The organism is Tritonibacter scottomollicae, assembly GCF_032924845.1.
GTDB classification, from domain to species: Bacteria; Pseudomonadota; Alphaproteobacteria; order Rhodobacterales; family Rhodobacteraceae; genus Epibacterium; species Epibacterium scottomollicae.
This window is the reverse complement of record NZ_CP136704.1, coordinates 3,616,957-3,638,291: the sequence shown is the minus strand read 5'-3', so window position 1 is coordinate 3,638,291 and position 21,335 is coordinate 3,616,957. Positions and strand designations below refer to the sequence as shown.

24 protein-coding genes are annotated in these 21,335 nt (G+C 60.2%); 15 read left to right on the top strand and 9 right to left on the bottom strand.

Going from position 1 to position 21,335, the window contains the following annotated elements; genetic code table 11:
• The first annotated feature begins 22 nt into the window (after positions 1-22).
• From R1T40_RS17925 to R1T40_RS17915, 3 genes are all read left to right on the top strand, one after another.
• On the top strand, positions 23-229 hold the full coding sequence (locus R1T40_RS17925) for a cold-shock protein (RefSeq protein WP_106165359.1): 207 nt from the start codon (positions 23-25) through the stop codon (positions 227-229).
• A 111-nt stretch (positions 230-340) separates the two neighbouring features.
• Positions 341-607 carry a DUF982 domain-containing protein gene (locus R1T40_RS17920; protein ID WP_106165358.1) on the top strand — a complete coding sequence of 89 codons (267 nt, stop codon included), beginning with the start codon at positions 341-343 and terminating at the stop codon, positions 605-607.
• 140 nt (positions 608-747) lie between these two features.
• Positions 748-963: a hypothetical protein gene (locus tag R1T40_RS17915; protein WP_207796978.1), complete on the top strand. Its 216-nt coding sequence runs from the start codon at positions 748-750 to the stop codon at positions 961-963.
• A gap of 154 nt (positions 964-1,117) precedes the next feature.
• Here R1T40_RS17915 and R1T40_RS17910 read toward each other — a convergent pair whose 3' ends face one another.
• From R1T40_RS17910 to R1T40_RS17900, 3 genes are read right to left on the bottom strand one after another with little or no spacing between them, the layout of a single operon-like run.
• Positions 1,118-1,744 (bottom strand): class I SAM-dependent methyltransferase, encoded by a 627-nt coding sequence (locus R1T40_RS17910; protein WP_317385095.1) that lies wholly within the window; start codon positions 1,742-1,744, stop codon positions 1,118-1,120.
• Between the two features lies 1 nt (position 1,745).
• Entirely contained in the window at positions 1,746-2,510 is a 765-nt protein-coding gene (locus tag R1T40_RS17905) for a CDP-alcohol phosphatidyltransferase family protein (protein WP_106165356.1), read from the bottom strand.
• A complete protein-coding gene (locus R1T40_RS17900; protein ID WP_317387001.1) occupies positions 2,503-3,234 on the bottom strand; it encodes a phosphatidylserine decarboxylase in 732 nt (243 codons plus the stop codon). Before R1T40_RS17900 ends, R1T40_RS17905 begins: the two co-directional genes overlap by 8 nt.
• 361 nt (positions 3,235-3,595) lie before the next feature.
• Between R1T40_RS17900 and R1T40_RS17895 the strand changes: the two genes are divergently transcribed.
• The 7 genes from R1T40_RS17895 to R1T40_RS17865 all read left to right on the top strand — a co-directional run bounded on the left by R1T40_RS17895 (position 3,596) and on the right by R1T40_RS17865 (position 8,233).
• Positions 3,596-4,513 (top strand): protoglobin domain-containing protein, encoded by a 918-nt coding sequence (locus R1T40_RS17895; protein WP_106165370.1) that lies wholly within the window; start codon positions 3,596-3,598, stop codon positions 4,511-4,513.
• 4 nt (positions 4,514-4,517) lie between these two features.
• Positions 4,518-4,871 carry an STAS domain-containing protein gene (locus R1T40_RS17890; RefSeq protein WP_317385094.1) on the top strand — a complete coding sequence of 118 codons (354 nt, stop codon included), beginning with the start codon at positions 4,518-4,520 and terminating at the stop codon, positions 4,869-4,871.
• A 1-nt stretch (position 4,872) separates the two neighbouring features.
• Positions 4,873-5,292 carry an anti-sigma regulatory factor gene (locus R1T40_RS17885; RefSeq protein WP_317385093.1) on the top strand — a complete coding sequence of 140 codons (420 nt, stop codon included), beginning with the start codon at positions 4,873-4,875 and terminating at the stop codon, positions 5,290-5,292.
• 95 nt (positions 5,293-5,387) lie between these two features.
• On the top strand, positions 5,388-5,906 hold the full coding sequence (locus R1T40_RS17880) for a SpoIIE family protein phosphatase (RefSeq protein WP_317385092.1): 519 nt from the start codon (positions 5,388-5,390) through the stop codon (positions 5,904-5,906).
• Positions 5,903-7,108 carry a sensor histidine kinase gene (locus R1T40_RS17875; protein WP_317385091.1) on the top strand — a complete coding sequence of 402 codons (1,206 nt, stop codon included), beginning with the start codon at positions 5,903-5,905 and terminating at the stop codon, positions 7,106-7,108. The genes R1T40_RS17880 and R1T40_RS17875 overlap by 4 nt, the downstream gene beginning before the upstream one ends.
• Complete coding sequence (locus tag R1T40_RS17870; protein WP_317385090.1) at positions 7,080-7,463, top strand: response regulator; 384 nt, start codon at positions 7,080-7,082, stop codon at positions 7,461-7,463. The genes R1T40_RS17875 and R1T40_RS17870 overlap by 29 nt, the downstream gene beginning before the upstream one ends.
• Before the next feature lie 206 nt (positions 7,464-7,669).
• Positions 7,670-8,233, top strand: a complete 564-nt coding sequence (locus R1T40_RS17865) for a CHAP domain-containing protein (RefSeq protein WP_317385089.1) — start codon at positions 7,670-7,672, stop codon at positions 8,231-8,233.
• A gap of 69 nt (positions 8,234-8,302) precedes the next feature.
• Here R1T40_RS17865 and R1T40_RS17860 read toward each other — a convergent pair whose 3' ends face one another.
• Together R1T40_RS17860 and R1T40_RS17855 are read right to left on the bottom strand one after the other, a co-directional pair.
• Complete coding sequence (locus R1T40_RS17860; RefSeq protein ID WP_317385088.1) at positions 8,303-9,481, bottom strand: mandelate racemase/muconate lactonizing enzyme family protein; 1,179 nt, start codon at positions 9,479-9,481, stop codon at positions 8,303-8,305.
• The gene (locus tag R1T40_RS17855; RefSeq protein WP_317387000.1) at positions 9,478-11,088 is read right to left on the bottom strand and encodes a GMC family oxidoreductase; all 1,611 of its coding nucleotides are present in this window, start codon (positions 11,086-11,088) and stop codon (positions 9,478-9,480) included. The genes R1T40_RS17860 and R1T40_RS17855 overlap by 4 nt, the downstream gene beginning before the upstream one ends.
• A gap of 121 nt (positions 11,089-11,209) precedes the next feature.
• On the opposite strand from R1T40_RS17855, the gene R1T40_RS17850 reads away from it, so the two are divergent.
• A complete protein-coding gene (locus R1T40_RS17850; protein ID WP_317385087.1) occupies positions 11,210-12,148 on the top strand; it encodes a LysR substrate-binding domain-containing protein in 939 nt (312 codons plus the stop codon).
• Between the two features lie 51 nt (positions 12,149-12,199).
• Here the strand turns inward: R1T40_RS17850 and R1T40_RS17845 are convergent, their stop codons facing one another.
• On the bottom strand, positions 12,200-13,120 hold the full coding sequence (locus R1T40_RS17845; RefSeq protein ID WP_317385086.1) for a PRC-barrel domain-containing protein: 921 nt from the start codon (positions 13,118-13,120) through the stop codon (positions 12,200-12,202).
• 318 nt (positions 13,121-13,438) lie between these two features.
• Between R1T40_RS17845 and R1T40_RS17840 the strand changes: the two genes are divergently transcribed.
• Positions 13,439-14,641 (top strand): AI-2E family transporter, encoded by a 1,203-nt coding sequence (locus R1T40_RS17840; RefSeq protein ID WP_317385085.1) that lies wholly within the window; start codon positions 13,439-13,441, stop codon positions 14,639-14,641.
• Between the two features lie 9 nt (positions 14,642-14,650).
• On the opposite strand, the gene R1T40_RS17835 is transcribed toward R1T40_RS17840, so the two are convergent.
• The 3 genes from R1T40_RS17835 to bhcR form a co-directional block, all read right to left on the bottom strand.
• Positions 14,651-15,442, bottom strand: a complete 792-nt coding sequence (locus tag R1T40_RS17835) for a COG3904 family protein (RefSeq protein ID WP_317385084.1) — start codon at positions 15,440-15,442, stop codon at positions 14,651-14,653.
• A 3-nt stretch (positions 15,443-15,445) separates the two neighbouring features.
• Positions 15,446-16,756, bottom strand: coding sequence for a hypothetical protein (locus R1T40_RS17830; protein WP_317385083.1), 1,311 nt, complete (start codon positions 16,754-16,756; stop codon positions 15,446-15,448).
• A gap of 122 nt (positions 16,757-16,878) precedes the next feature.
• Positions 16,879-17,739 (bottom strand): HTH-type transcriptional regulator BhcR, encoded by an 861-nt coding sequence (bhcR, locus tag R1T40_RS17825; protein WP_317385082.1) that lies wholly within the window; start codon positions 17,737-17,739, stop codon positions 16,879-16,881.
• A 168-nt stretch (positions 17,740-17,907) separates the two neighbouring features.
• Here bhcR and bhcA point away from each other — a divergent pair, with 168 nt between their 5' ends.
• Genes bhcA through bhcC form a run of 3 tightly spaced genes read left to right on the top strand, consistent with a single transcriptional unit; the run spans position 17,908 to position 21,250 of the window.
• On the top strand, positions 17,908-19,098 hold the full coding sequence (bhcA, locus tag R1T40_RS17820) for an L-aspartate--glyoxylate aminotransferase BhcA (protein ID WP_317385081.1): 1,191 nt from the start codon (positions 17,908-17,910) through the stop codon (positions 19,096-19,098).
• Positions 19,098-20,063 (top strand): beta-hydroxyaspartate dehydratase BhcB, encoded by a 966-nt coding sequence (gene bhcB / locus R1T40_RS17815; protein ID WP_317385080.1) that lies wholly within the window; start codon positions 19,098-19,100, stop codon positions 20,061-20,063. The genes bhcA and bhcB overlap by 1 nt, the downstream gene beginning before the upstream one ends.
• Before the next feature lie 23 nt (positions 20,064-20,086).
• Entirely contained in the window at positions 20,087-21,250 is a 1,164-nt protein-coding gene (bhcC, locus tag R1T40_RS17810) for a 3-hydroxy-D-aspartate aldolase BhcC (protein ID WP_317385079.1), read from the top strand.
• Positions 21,251-21,335 lie beyond the last annotated feature (85 nt).

Here is a 21,335-nt window from a genome sequence, read left to right as displayed (position 1 = left end):
TATTTCTATAGGAGACAACACGATGGCTAATGGCACCGTGAAATGGTTCAATTCTCAAAAAGGTTTTGGCTTCATCGCACCGGAATCCGGATCCAAGGACATCTTCGTCCACATTTCCGCTCTGGAGCGCGCTGGCATTCATCACCTTGACGACGGTCAAGCCGTGACCTTCGACATCGAAGCTGGCCGTGATGGCCGCGAGTCCGCCAGCAACCTGGCACTCGCCTGAGCCTCTTTCGGCTTCACGAGAAAACGAGAGCATCCTTTCGGGGGTGCTCTTTTTTTGTACGCCGGCCCAGCAGCGGCGACAGACTATAATAAAAAAGAATGGAAAATCCACATGATGGAAATTTATTGGGGTAGCCCGATGACCTTGGAGTCATCCACCGCAGGCACCCAACGCAAAGTCACCACAATCGAAGAAGCCCAGTATTGCCTTCAGCATGCATGGCCTCTGTCCGACACGACCCGCGACAGTGCCCTGGAGCAGGTCGAGGCCGCGATGGTCTGCATGGTGTCCGTGAGAGACGCCCGCGCGGCCTTTCTGTCCGCGGCTCGAGCCGCTGGCTTTCGGGCGCGGCAAGACGGGGATGTACAGTCGCTTTGATCTTGAATAGACGGCTGGGTGAGAGGTTCACCCGGCTTGGAGGTGTGGCGCGCAAAATCTGCGCCGATCCGAGCGCAATTTACGCACGCCGCGCATCTCTCGAATCGGAAGATGCGCCCGCAAAGTAGGAGCGCGTCCCGATGACCAAGATCACCCAAGAAGAGCTCGACAAGGCAGGCCAGCAACCCCGGCGCGAAACCGCGCTTGAAAAAACCTCGCGCGCAGCCCGTGAAATCATGGATGACGAGGCCGAAGAGCGCCGCGAAAAAACGGAAAAACTGCGCAAGGCCCGCCTGAAAGATACAGGCCGCGCCCGCCCCGTTGCCAAAGCCACCGAAGACGCCGAGAACGGCTAAGGGCCGTCGAGCAGACACGCACTGTTGATCAGCCCCATGCGGTTGCCCAACGACGACTGCATCCACGACCCCCTTTCGACCGCCTCGCTAAAAAAGGGGCGCCAGAGAAACCTCTGCGCCCCACCTTCCCTACCAGAGCTGGTCGACCAGCTTTTCAGCTCATGCCGGCATTCTTTTGCAAGACAAGGAATGTCATCAACCCAAGCGGCGGCAATCTGCGCTGATCGGCAGGGTGCAGCGATGGCTCCTGCAAAACCGTCTCGATCCGAAAATCTGAATGCCAGCCGATCAGGTTGGCCAAGGGGGCCGCAACCTTCTCGACCCCGGCCATAACGCCGGTGGTGCGGGCAAAATGGTTGGTAATCACGACCTTGCCGCCGGGTTTCAGAACACGAGCAATCTCGGACATCACCTTTTCCGGCTCGGGCACCACCGACAGCACATGCATGGCGGCCACCGTGTCAAACGTCGCATCCGCGAACGTCAGCGCGCGCGCATCCATCCGTTCCAGATTGATCCGGCTTTCAAGGTTCAGTCGCTTTACCTTCTGCTGCGCCTTGGCCAGCATCTCGGCACTGAAGTCGACGCCCGTCACCCGCACCTCAGGCGCGTAATGCGGCAGCGATAGACCGGTGCCAACACCCACCTCCAGAACATGGCCCTGGCGCTTGTTGATGAAATCGACAGCATTGCGACGACCAATATCAGTGAGCGCACCAAAAGTCCGATCATAGACCGGTGCCCAGCGCGCATATGACGTTTCGACGGCTTTAATTTCCAAATCAATGTCCTTTTCTATCTTCAGCCATCCGGTGGGACAGAACGCTCCAGATGACTACAATCAAGTAAGCGAGGCAGAGAACGACAAGGGTGATCCAAGCATAAATCAGCACGGCCGACCCAAGTACAGCAAACCCCACGAGGAAAAACTTCACGTTGTTGCGAGAAATGCGTGCGGTCTTGAAGGACCAGACCGGAAAGCGGGCGATCATCGCCCAGCCTACCAAAATCAGATGCAGGCAGATGACGAGATCCGGCAGCAACCGAGCATCCGCAAAGGCAAACGACAGAAACATCGGCAGCATGGCCAGTAAGGCGCCCGCCGGTGACGGGATACCGGAGAAGTAGGCGCCTGCAGCTTCGCGCTCTTCTTCGCTGTCAGCCTTGGCCGCAACGTTGAAGCGCGCAAGCCTGACCACGCAGCAGGTCGCAAAGATCAACACGGTGATCCACGCCACGCCACGCAAATCCTGAAGCGCCCAGAAATAAATGACCAGTACCGGGGCGACCCCGAAGTTCAAGAAATCCGCCAGAGAATCGAGCTCTGCGCCCATCTTGCTGTCGCTGTTCAGCAGGCGGGCCAACCGCCCATCCAAACCGTCCAGCACACAGGCCGCGAGGATCAACTGTACGGCCAGCACGTAATTTCCTTCGACACCGAAGCGAATGGCTGACAGGCCTGCACAGATCGCCGCGATCGTCAGCATGTTGGGAATCAGCTGGACGATGGTCAGATGTGTAGATGTATTCTCGGTGTCTTCAGGCATCACTGATCGCCTGGGCATTGCCCACATCCGGGACTTCCGACAAATCGGCCAACACGGTTTCGCCGGCAACCATGGTCTGGCCAATCGCCACGAGCGGCGACACACCTTCGGGCAGGTACACATCAAGACGTGACCCGAAACGGATCAGACCAAAGCGCTCGCCCCCGGAAAGCACAGCCCCGGGTTTTACGAAACAGACAATCCGCCGTGCGACCAGCCCCGCGATCTGCACCACCGCAAGATCACGACCGTCAGCCATACGGATCGCAAGTCCGTTCCGCTCGTTGTCGACACTGGCTTTGTCCAGAGATGCATTCAGGAACTTACCCGGCCGATATGCAACTGCCGTGACCTCACCAGCCACCGGCGCACGGTTGATGTGACAGTTGAACACGCTCATGAATACGCTGACTCGTGTCAGTGGCGTATCCGGCAGCCCCAGTTCGGCCGGAGGTACAGCCGGCTCGATCAGCGAAACGATGCCATCCGCCGGAGAGACGACCAGCCCCGGTCGCTGCGGCGTCACCCGTTCCGGGTCACGGAAAAAGTAGTAGCACCAGACGGTCAGGCCGACACCGACCCATCCCAGGATGGGGGTCAGCAGGAACAACCCTACCGTCACAGCGGCGAAGATCGCGACAAACTTGCGCCCTTCCGGATGCATGGGTTTGATGAAGGTCCCGATCATGTTCATTGTTTTTTCCTTTGTCTTGGGACGGTCAATCCAGATATCGGCGCAGCAGTCCCTGACCTGCCTCGCATATCGGACCGTTTACGTTCCCGTAACATGTCCTGACGCTCCTCGCTACTGACCGTGATGCGGAAACCACCGTGCTTCGGAATTTGTCTGCCGACTTCCGGACTGCACGATGCCTGATTTCCCATGCCAAGTGCGCATCAATGGCGCAGACAGCAGGGAGGCGAGCCTGTTCCTGTCGTCCTGCGACGCCAAACATACGCCTCAAGACCCGAACGCACCGCTCCTCAGAATGAGCCACTTAACAGCCTGTTAAACAACCCTGAGTAGGCTTGAAGCGTTAGTGTTGCCCCGCGTTTGCTGCAGGGTGTGGTCAAAGGGTTTCCGCGTGCGTGAAGTAATTTCATCGTCGCTCTCCGATTCCGAGGGCAAGCCAGAGTTCGATCAGGACCTTGTGGACGCGATGCGATGGTTCGATCTGTCGGATCATGATCGCGCCCTAACCTCGGAACTGGGCGACATCGCAGACGATGTGGGAGAGCGCATCATCGAGGCGTTCTATACACATTTGCTGGCGGACGAGACGGCGTCACGGCATTTCCGCGACGATGCGCATATCGCGCAGGTCAAGAAAGGCCAGATGCGCTACTTTCGAGAGCTGATCAACGCCGACCTGGACAGTAGCTATATCGCGGATCGCCGCCGGATCGGCAGCATTCATGAACGCACCGGCGTGACACCGACCCTTTATATCGGCGCCTATGCGTTCTACCTGAACAAGCTCGCGAATGTCGTCCTTGATCGCATGGAGGATGATCCTGCCAAGGCGTTCAGTATGGTTCTGTCGCTGTTCAAGATTGCCCATTTCGACATGGCTTTGGCGCTGGAAACTTATGCCGACACACGAGAAGAGGCCATCAAGGCACGCGAAAGGGAGCTAAGCGAGCTGCCCACCCCGGTTCTGCAACTGCGCCCCGGATTGCTGCTCATCCCCGTGGTTGGCACATTGGACAGCTATCGCGCCCGCGCTCTGACGATACAATTGCTGGAAGGCATCCAAGAGCATCGCGCACGCGCCGTGGTGCTGGATATTACCGGCGTCGCAGCAGTCGACAGCGCCGTCGCCAATCACCTGATCCAGACAATGGCCGCCGCGCGCTTGATGGGGGCGCAACCCGTTCTCACCGGCCTCTCCGCAGAGGTGGCACAATCTCTGGTCAAGGTCGGCGTCACCGCCGAAGCTCTCAGCACCGCCGGCGACCTGCAACGCGGCATAGAACTGGCAGAACACCTGCTGGGGGAGTGAACCGATGACTGTGACGGTTCCGATCCTGCGGCAAGGCTCTGCGCTGATTGCCTCGATCCAGGAAGACCTCTGCGACAGCGATATTCTGAACCTGCAGAGCCGCATACTCGAGGATGTGATCCGCTACCGCGCCAATGCAGTGATCGTCGACGTCAGCGCCATCGGCATTCTCGACAGCTTTGGCACCAAGACCCTGATCGAAATCGCCCACTCGGTAAAGCTGCGCGGCGCCAAAATGATTATCGTCGGCATTCAGCCGGACGTGGCAATATCCATGGTATTGCTTGGCCTCACACTCAAGAACATCCCGACTGCGCTTGATCTCGACCATGGCCTCGCTCTGATCAGGGAAACCTGACATGCAGGTTCCGGCTCCGCTCGATGCCATGGTTCAGGCCATTCGGCGCGATGCCGACGTCATCTCCGCCCGCCAGATGGGGCGCGCATTGGCCGAGGACCTCGGGTTCAACCGCCCGGACCAGGCGCTTGTCGCGACCGCGATTTCAGAACTGGCACGCAACATCGTCGTTTACGCCGATCATGGCGAAATTGAACTGACCGCCCTGCAGCAGGGAGACAGGCAGGGCATCCGTATCATCGCCCGCGACCATGGCCCTGGAATCGCAGATCTGGAGCGCGCGCTGTGTGACGGGTTTTCCACCGGCAACAGCCTTGGTCTGGGCCTACCCGGCACTCGCAGAATTATGGACGAGTTCGACATTCGCTCCCCCCCTGGCGAAGGGGTTACGATCATCGCCGTGAAATGGCAGCTGCGATGACCCAACACCTCATTGCCCCACCTGGCGCGCGCCACGCACTGTCATGGAGCATGTCAGAGAGCTCCAAGTTCGCCGACAGCAGCGGAGATGGCTACATGCTGTTGCGTGACGGGGCGCATATTCGGATTTACGTCGTCGATGGAATGGGCAGCGGAGCCGAAGCGAACACTGCTGCCGACACGACATTGGCGCATCTTCGGGAGGCGGGTGGATATGATATGGAGATCGCGTTCGATCAGGTGCATGCAGCCCTGCGTGGTATCCGGGGCGTGGCGCTGGCCGCTGCCCAAATAGATCTCGAACAGATGATGTTGAGCTGGAGCGCAGTCGGAGACATCGATGGCGTCCTCGTCCGCAACGGCAGGATTTCCGGAAGCTTGATTCAGAAAAGCGGAACGCTCGGACTTATCTACGATGGCATTCGCCTGACCAGCGCTCCACTGCGGGTCGATGATGTGATCCTCCTGACCACAGATGGAATCAGTCGCAACTACCGTTCTGATCTCGACGCCACCGGTCCACTCTCGGATATCACCTCGGGCATCCTCAGGCATCACGGGCGCCCGACTGATGACAGATTGGTTCTTGGCCTCAAGGTGGTGGCCGCGCCATGATTGACCACGACAGCAACAGCCGCGCCGACGCGCCCCGGTCCTTTGCTCAAAGCTATGCGACAGCCCTCGCAACCTATGTGCGCGATGGGAATGAAGAGAACCTGTCGCGGGCCTACGACTGCGCCAGACAGGCTTTGCAGAGCTCGATTTCGATCGGGCAATTGGGCGAACTCCATTTCCAAGCAGCGCAGACGCTGTGCAACGGTTCGCCGTCCCCCTCGCCTGAAACCAAACGGACCGAGGAGTTCTATCTCGAGGCTATTTCGGTCTACGACATGGCGCTGCGTGGCTATGGCGAAAGCGTCGCCCAACTGACAGCAGAGGTACTGGAACGCAAGCGCGCAGAACAGGAGCTGCGCGATGTGACCTATGAACTGGCTCGGCAGCGCGACAGTTTGGATCAGCAGGTCAAGGCACGTACCCGCGAACTCCAAGCGGGATTGGAGAGGTCAGAGCGCCTCAACAGCCAATTGCAGCAAGCCAATCAGGAACAGGCGCAGTTCACCTACGCCATCTCCCACGATCTGAAATCTCCGATCAATACCATCGCGATGTTACTGGACATCATTTCAGTTGATCACCAGGAGCACCTGGATTCCGAATGCCTTGAACTCATTGATGCCGCCCAGGCGACCGCTTCGCGCATGTCCCGGATGATCACTGGCATCTTGCAATATGCCAGGCTCGTGGGTCAGGAGGCGGAATTCGAGACTGTGTCGCTCGACAAGCTGTGCCGCGACGTTCGCGACGACTTGCGCCAGGAAATCACGGCTGGAAAAGCAGAAATCGACATCTCCCCGCTTCCGGATGTGCGGGGCATGCCGTCACAACTGCGCAGCCTGCTCCAGAATTTACTCTCCAACGCGATAAAGTTTCGCGACCCGGCACGCCCCGGCCGCATCGCCGTCTCCGCGGCGCCGAAGCCGCGGAATTGCGCGGCTGAGATTACAGTCAGCGACAACGGAATCGGCATACCCGAAGCCTATCGGACAAGGATCTTCTCGCTGTTTCAACGGCTACACACCTACGACGAATACTCTGGCTCCGGAATTGGACTAACGCTCTGCCAACGTATCGCCGGATACCACGCCGGAGATATTCAAGTTGTCTCGAACGACCAGGGAGGAAGCTCCTTTATCGTGAGACTATGGATAAATGAAAGGGAGCGCGACAATGGCACTCAATCGGGTGATGACGGTTGATGACGACCGCTTTGATCAACTGGCGTATCGACGGATATTGAAAAAAACCAACGCCGAAATCGATCTATTGCCGTTTCAGTACGCAACCGAGGCGCTGGAATACCTGAAATCCCCGACGCGACAGCCGGTGGATGTAATTCTACTCGACATCAACATGCCGCGAATGGATGGATTTGAGTTTCTGGAAGCAGCGAAAACGGAGCTCGAGAACCAGATCGTGATCATGGTGACCACCTCTATGGATCCGCAAGACCGCAGTCGTGCCGAGACCTTTGCCCCGGTGCGCGGCTATTTCAGCAAACCTCTGACGATAGACGATATTTCCGTAATCGACAGGCTGGTTGCTCAACAATAGGCTGTCTTATATCTCGTTCTTGATCGCCGTTTTGATCGCTACTCGCGTTTATTGCTTGGCAGAACGTGACCGCGCTCGCATTTCGCAACTTCGAAAAATGTTCCATGACCTCGGAGAAATCGGCAGATTCTCGCTTGCGAGTATTAGGCGTCTTGGCACACACGGCTTTTTGACAGAATGTTACGGCGCCTCACGACCATAAAAAAATGCCAGAGAGTACCGTGCAGAACCTCATCCGTATCTTCCGCCCGAACCCGCTTGTCAGTGGACTTCTTCTCATTGCAACGCTGGGCCTAACGGCCTGCGGCGAGGCTCCTGGACGTGATGAAGGCGCAATTGATCCGAACCGCCTGGCCTTTGCCATGCGGGAGGCCGAGAGCCTGCAATCCCGTGGCGCGCGCGTGTGGTGCGTACCGTTTGCGCGCAACCTCTCCGGCGTCGAAATTCGCGGCAATGCCCGGACATGGTGGCGTCAGGCTCAGGGTGAGTTTGAGGTCGGCAATACCCCGACCATCGGTGCGGTCATGGCGTTCAGTGCCACTCCGTCCATGCCGTTGGGCCATGTGGCCGTGGTTTCAGAGCTTGTGGATGATCGCATGTTGCGCGTGGATCACGCCAATTGGCGCCGCAACAAAGTCTCGCTCGGGATGTCAGTGATCGACGTCTCGGAGAACAATGACTGGTCCCGCGTCCGCCTAGAAAGCAATCCCGGCGCCTATGGCAGCGTCTACCCGATCAATGGGTTCATCCGCCCGCAGCCAACCACCTGAGCGGGCACGAGCCCGACCCGTTAGAGCGCAGGCCATCTCTGATGGCCTATCGCTGCTTCGTCGTGGCTCTCACAGTTGGTCTGTCTCGCTACATTTGTAGGCGGATTTGGACAACCATTCGGGACAGATCTCTACACCCCAGCCCGGCAAGTCGCTGACACGGGCCTGACCCTCGGAAATCGTGAAGGGGTCGTTGCGAAACAGGCCGCGCTGCCACGGGTAGTAATCGTCGCCTTCGATCGAACATTCTAGATAGCGCCCGGGGTTCGGCACGGCCCGCATCAGATGCATGGTGAACAGCGTCACCAGAGACAGATTCGCCGCATGGGGCGTGCAGGGCAGCCCTGCCGCGTGCCCCATACGCGCCACATCCATACTGCGCACCATGCCGCCCAGATACAGAATGTCTGGTTGGATGATATCGACCACCCGATTTTCGATCATCCGTTTCCAGTGCTGCATGTCGCAGTCCTGCTCACCGCCCGCGACGTCAATCTTTAACGTGCGGGTAACCTCGGCGGTCTGTTCCTGCTCCCAATAGGGACAGGGCTCCTCAAAGTGTTCATAGCCGCTGGCCTCCAACATCCGGCCCACTTCAATCGCACGGGAGGGGCTGAAGCCTGAGTTCCCGTCCACCAACAGCGCGGCATCCGGCCCCATGGCCTTTCGGAGGGCCGGAATGATGGCCTCGGTACGCCCCTCCCATTCATCGCGATCCTGACCACATTCGGCGCCGACGCGCACTTTGAAAGCATCGAACCCGTGCTGGTCCCGCAGCCGTTGCATCCGGTCCGCTTCGTCTTCAGGCGTGATGTCACGTCGCATCGACGAGGCATAGGCGCGCACCGGACCGGCAGAGCCGCCGAGCAATTCCGCCACAGGCTTGCCCGCCACTTTGCCGCGCCAATCCCAGACTGCTGTATCCAGCCCCGCCATGGCACGGCGCAGATAGGTGCCGGGAAATTTGTGCTCGCGCATCGGGATCTCGGCGGTGACCTCTTCCAGTGCATCCATTCCGCGACCCAGCGCCCAAGGGGCCACCTGCCGGTGCAGAATCTCGCAGGTCAGGTCACTGTTGTAGGTGGAGACCTGCCCCCAGCCCGTCGTTCCATCCTCTGCCGTCACCCGGACAAAACCGATCAACGGGGTGCAGAATGTTTCCACCTTGGCGATGCGAGGGCCGGTGTCATCTGTGCCACGCGCAGTTCTAACCGGTACAGCACCGGATGTGGAATATGGCGTACTCATGCGTCCTCCAGGATCAGATCAGCGGCGCGATGGGCCAACATCATGGTGGGCGCATTGGTATTGCCCGAAGTCAGGTTCGGAAACACCGAGGCATCGACCACCCGCAGCCCCGCCACTCCATGCACCTTCAGGCGTGGCGAAACAACGGAGTGTCTCGCGTCCGGTCCCATTCGACAGGTGCCGGTCGGGTGAAAGACGGTTCCGCACCGCTCGCGAAAATCGGCCAGGATCTGTTCCGGCGTCAAACACCGCAGATCAGGCGCCATCGGCCCCTCTATCAGGCGCGTCAGGGCGGAGGTCTGCGCCAGTCGCTGACACAGCATCCCCCCTGCAATGACCTGCGCCTGATCCTCCTCGGTCGCCAGAGAGTTCGGACAGATACGCGGCGGCGCGGACGGATCTGCGGCGCGGATGTCGATACGCCCGCGGCTGGTGGGACGCGCCGGTTGAAAGCCGAGGATGAACCCCGGAAAGGGATCCGGTTGCACCACCGTCCGTTTGCCGTTTGGCGTGGTGGTATAGGTGACGGGGTTGAAGTAAAGTTGTTGATCCGGGGCGCTCATATTGGGTGAGGATCGAAAATAGCCGCCGCACTGGTTCACAGATAGCGACAGCGGGCCCCGCCGGGTCAGCACATATTGCAGTGCTGCACGTAGCTTGCCATGCAATGGGCGCAACAGAGTGTTCAACGTCGGCTCGGTCGCACGAAAGTAGTAGTTGATGCCCAAGTGGTCCTGGAGATTGCCACCGACATGGGGCGCATCCAGCAGCGGTGTGATGCCATGCGCCTGCAGGTCCTGCGCAGGCCCCACCCCGGAGCGCTGCAACACGCAAGGCGAACTGACTGCACCGGCTGCAAGAATGATTTCCCGCCCGGCGCGCAGGCTGAGGGTTCGCCCCCTGTGCTGCAGCCGCACCGATACAGCCCGCTTGCCATCAAACTCGATCCGCTTGACCAACGCCCCGGTCATGAGCGTCACATTTGGTCGTTTCAATGCTGGCGCGAGATAGGCACGGGCAGAATGCATTCTGCGGCCACCGCTGGTGTTGATGTGGTAGGCTGCGGCCCCCTCACATGCCTCGCCATTGATATCGGAACTGCGCGGCAGCCCTAGCTCCTGAGCCGCGTCAAAGAAATGACGGGTGGCCGGGTGAATTTGGTCGGACACATCCTGCACGGTCATCGGCCCATCCCCAGTTCGGGCGCCGGATGGGCCGATGCGGGTTTCCATCTGATCATAGGTTTCACGGACGGTGTTCCAGTTCCAGCCTGTTGCGCCCGCAGCCTCCCAATCATCAAAGTCGCGCGGCAATCCACGGGCGTAGACCAAGGCGTTGATCGCGCCGGAGCCGCCGACGCCCTTGCCGCGTGGCCAGTAGCTTTTGCGCCCGCCAAGCGCAGCTTCGGACTCGCTCTCGTATTTCCAGTTCACCGACGGATCAAAGAAGGTCTTGCCATAGCCCAACGGCAGCGCAATCCAGGGCGAGCGCCCGCGCCCGCCAGCTTCGAGTATCAATATCTTGTGCCGTCCCGATGCGCTTAATCGCTCCGCCAACACGCAGCCCGCCGATCCCGCGCCGATGATGATGTAGTCAAATGTCGCCAACGTTCGAGCCACCTGCTCCCTGTCCTGTCGCAAAGTCGTTACAAAGCGGGCATGCAAATCCAAAACGAAAAATAATTCGTCAGACCCTTAAAAATTTTCGCAGCACATCTATGATCCGCGCATGTACAATGACCTACCTCCCCTCCCCTGGCTGCGCGCGTTTGATGCGAGTGCTCGGCTCGGAAATTTCACACTCGCGGCCAAAGAGCTTGGACTGACGCCCTCGGCCGTCAGCTATCAGGTGCGGGGGCTGGAGGCGCAACTCGGGCATCAACTGTTCCACCGTGAGCACCGTGTGCTGACCCTCACCCGGCTTGGCCAAGCCTATTTGCCGATCGTCACCAGAGCCTTTGCAGATCTGGATGCCACCACCTCCAACCTGTTCGGTAAAACCGCCGGAGACGAGGTGTGTCTGCGCTGCCTGAGTTCGCTCAACCTGTTGTGGCTGGTGCCCCGTCTCGACGTCTATCGACGTCGCCATCCGGACAGCCGGTTGCGCGTTCTCTCAGCGTCCTGGTCCGAAATGGCCGCAGGTGAGGAAATTGATATCGACATACGATTTGGGGACGGCACCTGGGTGGACGGCGAGGTCGTGCCGCTCATGCATGATGCCATCATCGCGGTTTGCGCCCCTGAACGGCTGACGGATGGCACCTTACAGGAGCTGGCGGAAGGTCCCTTGATCGAGTTGGCGGGAGTGGTCGATACGTGGCAGCATTTTTTCGCCTCACACGAGGTGACAACTCCGATCACCGCCCCATCGCTCAAGGTGGATCAGTCGCTGATCGCACTGGAGCTGGCTAGCAGGCGACACGGGACCGCTCTGGTCGCGGAAACTCTTGCGCAACCCTATCTGGACAGTGGAAAACTGGTGCGTGCGACGGATTTGTCCCTGCCCGCCCGGCAGGGGCATTACCTGGTGCTGCCCACGGCGCGCAACAGCCGGCGACCGGAGGTCGAGACAATGGTCCTGTGGTTGTTGGCAGAAGCCGCGGCCGGTCCACAGGCACCGATCACGCACGCGACAGAAGGCCCGCCTGTGACAGGCGGGCCTTGGTAAACTTCAGATGACAGAACTGACATCAATACTCTTTAACAGTCGTGTCTCGCATCAGCCCTCGTAGGCTTCCATCGACTTCAGCTTGTCCTCGGTCATCGGCAGGTAAACGCGAACGTCGTTACCGTCGGTTTCATGCAGGATATCAAGCTTGTTCAGGTCAAGTTTCACCGGCTTTTCACCAATCCCAAGGAAACCACCAACGTCCACGATTGCGTGGGTCAGCTCGCCCTTGTCGTTCAGAACCAGTTCAGACACTTCGCCGATCCACTCATCCTTGGTGTCATAGGTGCGCGCACCAGTCAGCATCTCTGTCGTCAGATCGTTGTTGTCCAGCTGGGCATAGCCTTCGCGCATCATCGGTTCGCGTGCCATGTCACCGTCGGTGGCCTCATCAGCCATCTGCTGCACGTCCTCGGACGTATTCTCCGCCGCGTCGCCAAGTTCGGCAGCCGCCGTCTCTGCAGAGGCCTTTACGTCAGCAGCCGTATCCTTGGCCGCCGCTGCGGTGTTCTCCGCCGCCTGCTCAACGCTGTTGGTCAGGTCATTCGCAGCAGTGTGCTCATAGGCCGGTGCATCCTCAAACTCCGATACATTCGCCTGCATCACCAAGAAGTAATCTGCGTCATCTTGCTCGGTGGCGCTGTCAGAGACCAGCTTCAGGGCGTTCATGTCGACAGCGATTTGACGCTCGCCGATACCCAGGAAACCACCAATATCGACCAGTACCGACTGGATCTTGCCATCGCGGGTCAGCACGATGTCATGCACCTCACCGATGTTTTCCCAGCCGTCCTGAACACCATTCGAGCTGGTGTTCTCAACACCAGTTTCAGTGCTGTAGATGTTTTGCCCGATGAAGTCGGACGCTTGAATCGCCATCGGATCTGCTTCGGTCATGAACTTTTGTTCATCGGCAAATGCCATGGTGGAAGTGGCGGTAAGAAGTGCGGTAGAAATCAGAAGATTTTTCATCAGTACTATCCTTGTTCAGTTGAAGCTCGTATCGTCGCTCTCGGCCAAACAACGGATGCACCGGGGAAAAGTTCCTATATTTTTTCGAACCTTGCGAATTTTCACGAGGGTTGCCCGCCGCTGCACGCAACCACAAGCCTTTTAATGTACGACGGAATTTTGGCGGAAGAGGGCGTGTTTCCATCCCCGGAAATTCTCTATCGAAGAGCGTCTTGAGGACGGGTTGGCCAGGCAAGACCGGTGCCCCTGCGTCAGCTTTATTGGGAACCACATTCAAAGCCGGGCGTTGTACATGTATCAGCAAAAAGGCAGACCCATATGACCGTTTCCCCGGCGTCGCAGGACGTGACCACAGATCGTGTAATTGATACACCCGGCACTGAGGCAACGTCAGATCAGGGCTCGCCCGGTCGGGACCGCAGGACGATCCGGCAAAATGTCGTTGTCATCCGGAACTTCCTCGGCGTGATAGTGGCAATCGTGGCGGCAGCGCTTCTGTTCTTTGCGAAGGATGTGGTTCTGCCATTTGCCCTGGGCATGCTGATTGCCCTTACGCTCAGCCCGCTGACACGGGGTGTGGCCCGATACGGAGTGCCGCCAATTGTCTCCGCCGTCTGCCTGATCCTGGCGGTGGCGCTGACAACAGCCGGAGGTCTCTACCTGCTGAGCGGCCCGGTCTCTGAATGGATTGATCAGGCCCCACAGGTACGGCTGGAGCTCGAGAACCGGCTTCGGGACATCTCGGCCTCATTGGAAACGGTACGTGAAGCCTCTGAGCGGGTTGAGGACATCGCGGAGGCCGCCAAGGATAATGACGTTCTGAAAGTGGCGATCGACCAGCCCGGTATCGTCACGTCGACCGCGCTCGACATGGTGACGCTTGCCACCACCGCCCTGGTCGCGCTGGTCCTGGCGCTATTCCTTCTGGCCTCCAACGACATTTTCTACGTGAAAATCGTCGAGAGCTTTCCCAATCTCACGGAAAAGACCCGTGCCCTGCGGATCGTCTACAGCATCGAGCAACGGATCTCGCGCTACTTGCTGTCGATCACTCTCATCAATGCCGGGCTGGGGGTTACCGTTGGCCTCAGCATGTGGGCCTTGGGCATGCCGCAACCTGCGCTCTGGGGTGCGATCGCCTTCCTGTTCAACTTCTTGCCCTATATCGGTGCGCTGACCGGCATCGCGCTCTGCGCTGCCATGGCGCTGGTCACCTTCTCCTCGCTGCCCTACGCGCTGCTGCCACCGCTGGCCTATCTGTTGGCCAACATAATCGAGGGACAGTTCGTAACACCCGTCTTTCTCGGACGACGGCTGAACCTGAATGCCGTCGCGGTGTTCTCTGCTGTGGTCTTCTGGGCCTGGATGTGGGGCATTGCCGGGGCGCTGATGGCGGTGCCGCTGCTGGTCTGCTTCAAATCGATGTGTGACCACATTCCGGCGCTGTCCGTGGTGGGGAATTTCTTGAACTCGCACGTGCCACTCCAAGAGGAGTTGAACCGCAGCGATCACCCGGAGTGACCCCGCACCTTAATCAAGGATCTCGGTCGCCAGTCTCGTGTCGCTCAATTCCTGATCGAGCAGCACGTAGATTTCCTCGGGTGGGGTATTCAGGGAATGCACCATCACGCCGGGGTCCACTCCCATCTCGATCAGATACTCCATGGTGCGGCCCTGACCATGCTGGATTTCCTCCACAGCGAGAAACGCAGGCAGGTAGCCGGGAGTATTATAATAATGCTGATGCATCCCGACTGAGGCGGCACTCGACACGCGGCGCGCGATGCCGCCCGCCAGCAGATAAGGGCAGCTCGACAGGCATATCGTACCCGGCAGAACTGCGGTTTCCATCTCCATTCGCCGTATGGCGCGGCCCAGCGCCAATGCCTCTTGCACCACGCCGCCGGGACTGTTCAGGGCGACGCCCGCCGGAACCTCGTCCATACTGTCGAGATAGGTTTGAAACTGCTCTGCATCCCCTTCGGAAATTTGACCGGTCACAAGAAGCAAAGACCCCAGATTCTCCGTCTCCATCACACTGAAGTTCAACCGCGAGGGCATGTTTGCCGGCGTCTCCACACCTGGCGCAGGGTCGCGCCGCACATAGCTTGGCGACACGGTGGCCGGATCATACTCCCGCCACTGGTCCCCGGGCGAAACCGGCCCCTGCGGCAGATCCCGGCGGCTTGCCCCGCCCGTTGGCCACTGCCCCAGCAAATCGGTGGCCAGGACCGCCGCGGCGATGGCGCATTGCCCCAACAGCGCATATCGCAGACTGCGCGCAAGCGTGATATCGGCGAACCACTGACCGCGTGAAGACATGCGCTACTCCGCGGCCTTGTCAGAGCTGGGCGCCAGCGGCGCTGATCGCCCCGGATCTGACCGGCGGTCGAGATCGGCGTCTGCAGCTGCCATCGTGGTCTCCACGTCGCGCATCGCATTGAGGGCTGCCTTCAGGTCCGACAGTGTGAGCGTCTCCTCAACACTGATTCCATCACGCCCACTGCGAATTGCCGCCTGCGTGATCGCCAATACAAAGACAAGAATGGCCGGCAACAGATCAATGGCAATCGCCCCGGCCCATGAGGGGACGAAATTACCCGCATACCGGATCACCGCATCGGCGCTGGAGATCGGATTATAAACCGTCTCGGCGGGTGGTTCGAGCGCCAGCACCTCATCCGCCGCCCGCTTCAGGGTCTGACTGCGCTGATCCAGAGCACTCAACACCGACGCAATCGTAGAGGACTGAGCCGCGCGCACGTCGGAGTTTCGCCCATCCAGTTCCGGCAGGACCACAGAGGCAGGCAGATCCTGTGCCGCCCGTGTCACGAGCGTGGCCACCGAATACTGGTTCAAGCTCGCGATCACCCCGGCAAGCCGCACGCTTTCCTCAGCAAACAGGACCGAACGCTGATCAACCGGTCCCGGAGCCACGGTCAATTCGCGCATCCGCCCAAGAATCCGGTTTCCTTCCTCGAACGCCGCCGTGATCAAGGGGGATTGTGCGGCGATTTGCTGTTCGAGGTTCGACAGTTCCTCTGTCTTCTGGGTGAGGACACGAAACACCGCCCCCTCGCCCGCCGCACCGGAGAGATCACCCGAACGTTCCTGATCCGCCAGCGCCTCAAACGTTTGCCGGGCGCGCTCAACCTCGCGACCCAGCGCCTGCCCCGACAGTGCGATTTCATGGGCGCGTTCCAGTCCGCCCTGATAGTCACGCACGGTGTTTTCCAGATGCTGTTCCACTGCGGCAGACCCGGCCAGCGCCGCCGCGTTCAACCAGCTCGACATGGCAATGATCGCGAACGATCCAATGATCGTGGACAGGACCAAACCAACCAGCCCGGACGCTGTCCGCATCGCGGGCAGCAACCGCATCATGTAGCTCCAGAACACAAAGATCCCGACAGACACCGCGACCGAATAGGCTACCGCCGCAAAAAAGCTCATGGCGCCGGTGTCCTCCAGCAGAGAGCTGACACCAAGATAGGTATAGATGCCGGACGCCACCGCGAGCACACCGAGCGCCGCGGGCGTGAAGGACTCCAACCACTTCACATGGCCCTCAAGCTCCCGCGCAGCACGGAGCCCCTTTGTTTCTGCAGCAGTCAGATGAGGGTCAGAACGGGCCATACAATCTCCGAAACTAGGTTAACGCTTTTAACTATTTGTATCGAACGCCCAAGAGTCCAGTGCCATCGCGCTCCGGTCTTGGTCCATCACTGCTCAAGGTGTGATGCTGACCTGCTCTTTTGCTAGGCGTCACCGCCTTTGTGTGCGACAGGCGCGACCCCGCCGATAGCCTGCGTCAACTGTTCAGCGGCCTCGATCACCGGGCGGCTCAGCTCTGCAATCTCCTGCTCGCTGATGCGGCTGGTTGGGCCGGAGACCGAAATCCCGGCAACCGCCTCGCGGTTCATGTCGAACACCGGCGCCGCGATACAGCGCATGCCGGCGTTCTTTTCCTCATTATCGACCGCAAAGCCCTGCGTGCGGATCGCTGCCAGATCCTGTTTCAGCGCATCGCCGTCGGTGATGGTGTGGTCGGTAAAGACCTCCAGCCGGGTCGCCGCCAGCAAGCGATCCAACCGGCTTGCCTCCATCTGCGCCAGCAGGGCCTTGCCGATACCGGAGGCATGCATTTGCGACAGGCTGCCGGGCGGGAAGAAGGCGCGGATGCTGGCGTGGGTTTCCACCTGGCTGACAAACAGCACATGGCCCTCTTTCTCGATGCCGAGGTTGGCAGTCTCGCCGGTCACCTCCATCAGCCTGCGCAGGATCGGACGGGCCCGGTCCACCAGGCTGGTGCGGCGCAGAAACCGCGCGCCGATCACGAAGGCCTGCGCGCCGATGTGCCAAAGCTGTTCCTCGGTGTCGAACTCCACCAGCCCGCGCCCCTCCAGCGTCACCAGGATGCGGTAGACGGTGGCGGGCGACTGACCCATGTCCTCGGCGATCGACGTCAGGGGCTTGCCCTGCGCCTCGCTCAGGAACTCAAAGACCTCCATCGCCCGGTCGAGTGATTTGATGGTGTTCTGCGCCGTCTTGTCGTGCCAGTCCCGGGGCCGCCCCCGTGCCCGTCGGGTGGTCTTGGGGCCAGTTTCTTGCGAATCCATCAAATCCCTCCGATTTTGCGCGAAATTCGAATTCACGATATGAAAAACTCAAACACCTGACAAGGAACGATATTTCCGGTCACTTCTATTTTCGAAAAACGATTTCAAAAAAATTTCGCTCGGTGCCTCCCCTGCCTATGCTGAATTTCAGACGGAAGGAGACATTCCATGAGCTTTCAAAACCCCGTATTCATCCCGGGTCCGACCAACATCCCCGAGTGCCTGCGCAAGGCCTGCGACATGCCGACGATCGATCACCGCTCGCCGCTGTTCGGGCAGATCCTGCATCCGGCCCGCGAAGGTGTGCGCAAGGTTCTGAAAAGCACCTCCGCCGAAGTTTTCATCTTCCCCTCCTCCGGCACCGGCGGCTGGGAAACCGCGCTGAGCAACACGCTCTCGGCGGGCGATACCGTGCTTGCGGCGCGCAACGGCATGTTCAGCCACCGCTGGATCGACATGTGCCAGCGCCACGGGCTTGACGTGCAGATCGTCGAAACCCCCTGGGGCGAGGGCCTACCCGCCGACCGCTATGAAGAGATCCTGAGCGCCGACAAAGGCCACAAGATCAAGGCGGTTCTGGCCACCCACAACGAGACTGCCACGGGCGTGAAATCCGACATTGCCGCGGTGCGCCGCGCGTTGGATGCCGCTGGCCACCCGGCGCTGCTGTTTGTTGATGGCGTCAGCTCCATTGCATCAATGGATTTCCGCATGGACGAGTGGGGCGTCGACGTGGCCGTCACCGGTTCGCAAAAGGGCTTCATGCTGAGCGCGGGCCTCGCCATCGTCGGCTTCAGCCCCAAGGCGATGGAGGCGACCAAAACCGCCCAGCTGCCGCGCACCTTCTTTGACGTGCATGACATGGCCAAGGGCTATGCCAACAACGCCTACCCCTACACGCCTGCCGTGGGTCTGATGAACGGGCTCAATGAATCCTGCAAGATGCTGCTGACTGAGGGACTGGAGAACGTCTTTGCCCGCCACCACCGCATCGCCGAAGGGGTGCGTGCCGCCGTGGGCGCATGGGGGCTGGAGCTCTGCGCCGCGTCGCCGGAGGTCTATTCCGACACCGTCAGCGCCATCCGCACGCCCGAAGGGTTCAACGCCACCGATATCGTCACCCATGCCGCCGAGAAATACGGCGTCGCCTTTGGCGTGGGTCTCGGCGAGGTCGCGGGCAAGGTGTTCCGCATCGGCCACCTCGGCAGCCTGACCGATGTGATGACGCTCTCCGGCATTGCCACCGCCGAGATGTGCATGGTCGACCTCGGCCTTGATATCCAACTTGGCTCCGGTGTTGCGGCGGCGCAGGACTATTATCGCGGCAACGGGGCCTCGGCGCAGCAGGACGCCGCGTGATGAAGGACAGCGCGATGTATATCCCCACCTATGAGGACATGCTGGCGGCGCATGAGCGGATTGCGCCGCACATCCGCCGCACGCCGATCCGCACCTCGGCCTACCTGAACGAGCTGACCGGCGCGGAGCTGTTCTTCAAATGCGAGAACTTTCAGGAGCCGGGCGCCTTCAAGGTGCGCGGTGCCAGCAACGCGGTGTTTGGTCTGGATGAGGCGCAGGCGGCCAAGGGCGTGGCGACGCATTCCAGCGGCAACCATGCCTCCTGCCTGTCCTATGCGGCGATGCTGCGGGGCATTCCCTGCAACGTGGTGATGCCGCGCACCGCGCCGCAAGCCAAGAAGGACACCGTGCGCCGCTATGGTGGCAAGATCACCGAATGCGAGCCGTCCACCTCGTCGCGCGAGGAGACCTTTGCCCGCGTGCAGGCCGAGACCGGCGGCGATTTTGTCCATCCCTACAATGACCCGCGTGTGATCGCGGGACAGGGCACCTGCGCGAAGGAGTTCGTGGAACAGACCGATGGTCTTGACCTTGTGGTGGCCCCGATCGGCGGCGGCGGCATGATCTCCGGCACCTGTCTGACCCTGTCGACACTGGCGCCGGAAACCCGGATCATCGCCGCCGAGCCGGAGCAGGCCGATGACGCCTACCGCAGCTTCAAGGCGGGCTACATCATCGCCGATGACGCGCCCAAGACCATTGCCGACGGGCTGCTGGTGCCGCTGAAGGATCTGACCTGGCATTTTGTGTCGAACCATGTGTCCGACATCTTCACCGCCTCCGATCCCGAGATCATCGACGCGATGAAGCTGATCTGGAAGCACCTGCGCGTGGTGATGGAGCCTTCATCTGCCGTGCCCCTCGCCACCATCCTGAAAAACCCCGATGCGTTCAAAGGCAAGCGCGTCGGTATCATCATCACCGGCGGCAATGTCGACCTCGACAAACTGCCCTGGACCCTGTGAGACCCAGTAAGGGAGTGACCAAAATGAATGCACCCGTGAATTTCGACAATCTCGAAGTTGGCTACGACGTCCCTGCCCTGCCCGGCATGGACGAAGCCGATATCCAGACCCCATGCCTGGTGCTGGATCTGGACGCGCTGGAGCGCAACATCAAGAAGATGGGCGACTATGCCAAGGCGCATGGCATGCGTCACCGCGTGCACGGCAAGATGCACAAATCGGTGGATGTGGCAAAGCTACAGGAATCTCTGGGCGGCGCGGTCGGTGTCTGCTGTCAGAAGGTGTCCGAAGCCGAGGTCTTTGCCCGCGGTGGCATCAAGGACGTGCTGGTGTCGAACCAGGTGCGGGACTTGGCCAAAATCGACCGACTGGCGCGGCTGCCGAAACTGGGCGCGCGCACCATCGTCTGTGTCGATGACATCGCCAATGTCGCCGATCTGTCCGCCGGCGCGACCAAGCACGGCACCCAGATCGAGTGCTTTGTCGAGATCGACTGCGGCGCCGGGCGCTGCGGTGTCACCACATCCGAGGCGGTTGTAAAAATCGCGCAGGCCATCGACGCCGCCGAAGGTCTGAAGTTCACCGGCATCCAAGCCTATCAGGGCGCCATGCAGCACATCGATAGCTATGAGGGCCGCAAGGAGAAACTCGACATCGCCATCGCGCAGGTGACCGAGGCCGTCGAGGCGCTGAAAGCCGCGGGTCTGGAGCCAGAGCTGGTCTCCGGCGGCGGCACCGGCTCTTACTACTTCGAGAGCAACTCCGGTGTTTTCAACGAGTTGCAGTGCGGCTCCTACGCCTTCATGGACGCGGATTATGGCCGCATCCTCGACAAGGACGGCAACCGCATCGACCAGGGCGAATGGGAGAACGCGTTCTTCATCCTGACCCAGGTGATGAGCCATGCAAAATCCGACAAGGCGATTGTTGACGCTGGCCTCAAGGCACAATCGGTGGACAGCGGGTTGCCGTTCATCTTTGGCCGCACGGATGTGGAATACGTCAAATGCTCCGACGAGCATGGCGTGGTTGCCGACCCCGACGGCGTGCTCAAGGTCGGCGAAAAGCTGAAGCTGGTGCCGGGCCACTGCGACCCCACCGCCAACGTGCACGATTGGTACGTCGGCGTGCGTGGCGGCAAGGTCGAGACCCTGTGGCCGGTTTCGGCGCGCGGCAAAGCCTACTGAAAGTTGACCCCGAACTGGCGGAGGTGCGCATCGCCGCCCTCCGCCGACTTTTTATTTTGCCTCGCGGCCCCGACAAGCGGGTCGC

Coding starts and splice junctions, on each gene's coding strand:
- R1T40_RS17925 (WP_106165359.1), top strand. CDS start 23: ATGGCTAATGGCACCGTGAAATGGTTCAATTCTCAAAAAGGTTTTGGC.
- R1T40_RS17920 (WP_106165358.1), top strand. CDS start 341: ATGATGGAAATTTATTGGGGTAGCCCGATGACCTTGGAGTCATCCACC.
- R1T40_RS17915 (WP_207796978.1), top strand. CDS start 748: ATGACCAAGATCACCCAAGAAGAGCTCGACAAGGCAGGCCAGCAACCC.
- R1T40_RS17905 (WP_106165356.1), bottom strand. CDS start 2,510: ATGCCTGAAGACACCGAGAATACATCTACACATCTGACCATCGTCCAG.
- R1T40_RS17890 (WP_317385094.1), top strand. CDS start 4,518: ATGACTGTGACGGTTCCGATCCTGCGGCAAGGCTCTGCGCTGATTGCC.
- R1T40_RS17885 (WP_317385093.1), top strand. CDS start 4,873: ATGCAGGTTCCGGCTCCGCTCGATGCCATGGTTCAGGCCATTCGGCGC.
- R1T40_RS17880 (WP_317385092.1), top strand. CDS start 5,388: ATGCTGTTGCGTGACGGGGCGCATATTCGGATTTACGTCGTCGATGGA.
- R1T40_RS17875 (WP_317385091.1), top strand. CDS start 5,903: ATGATTGACCACGACAGCAACAGCCGCGCCGACGCGCCCCGGTCCTTT.
- R1T40_RS17870 (WP_317385090.1), top strand. CDS start 7,080: ATGGCACTCAATCGGGTGATGACGGTTGATGACGACCGCTTTGATCAA.
- R1T40_RS17865 (WP_317385089.1), top strand. CDS start 7,670: ATGCCAGAGAGTACCGTGCAGAACCTCATCCGTATCTTCCGCCCGAAC.
- R1T40_RS17860 (WP_317385088.1), bottom strand. CDS start 9,481: ATGAGTACGCCATATTCCACATCCGGTGCTGTACCGGTTAGAACTGCG.
- R1T40_RS17850 (WP_317385087.1), top strand. CDS start 11,210: ATGTACAATGACCTACCTCCCCTCCCCTGGCTGCGCGCGTTTGATGCG.
- R1T40_RS17845 (WP_317385086.1), bottom strand. CDS start 13,120: ATGAAAAATCTTCTGATTTCTACCGCACTTCTTACCGCCACTTCCACC.
- R1T40_RS17840 (WP_317385085.1), top strand. CDS start 13,439: ATGACCGTTTCCCCGGCGTCGCAGGACGTGACCACAGATCGTGTAATT.
- R1T40_RS17835 (WP_317385084.1), bottom strand. CDS start 15,442: ATGTCTTCACGCGGTCAGTGGTTCGCCGATATCACGCTTGCGCGCAGT.
- R1T40_RS17830 (WP_317385083.1), bottom strand. CDS start 16,756: ATGGCCCGTTCTGACCCTCATCTGACTGCTGCAGAAACAAAGGGGCTC.
- bhcR (WP_317385082.1), bottom strand. CDS start 17,739: ATGGATTCGCAAGAAACTGGCCCCAAGACCACCCGACGGGCACGGGGG.
- bhcA (WP_317385081.1), top strand. CDS start 17,908: ATGAGCTTTCAAAACCCCGTATTCATCCCGGGTCCGACCAACATCCCC.
- bhcB (WP_317385080.1), top strand. CDS start 19,098: ATGAAGGACAGCGCGATGTATATCCCCACCTATGAGGACATGCTGGCG.
- bhcC (WP_317385079.1), top strand. CDS start 20,087: ATGAATGCACCCGTGAATTTCGACAATCTCGAAGTTGGCTACGACGTC.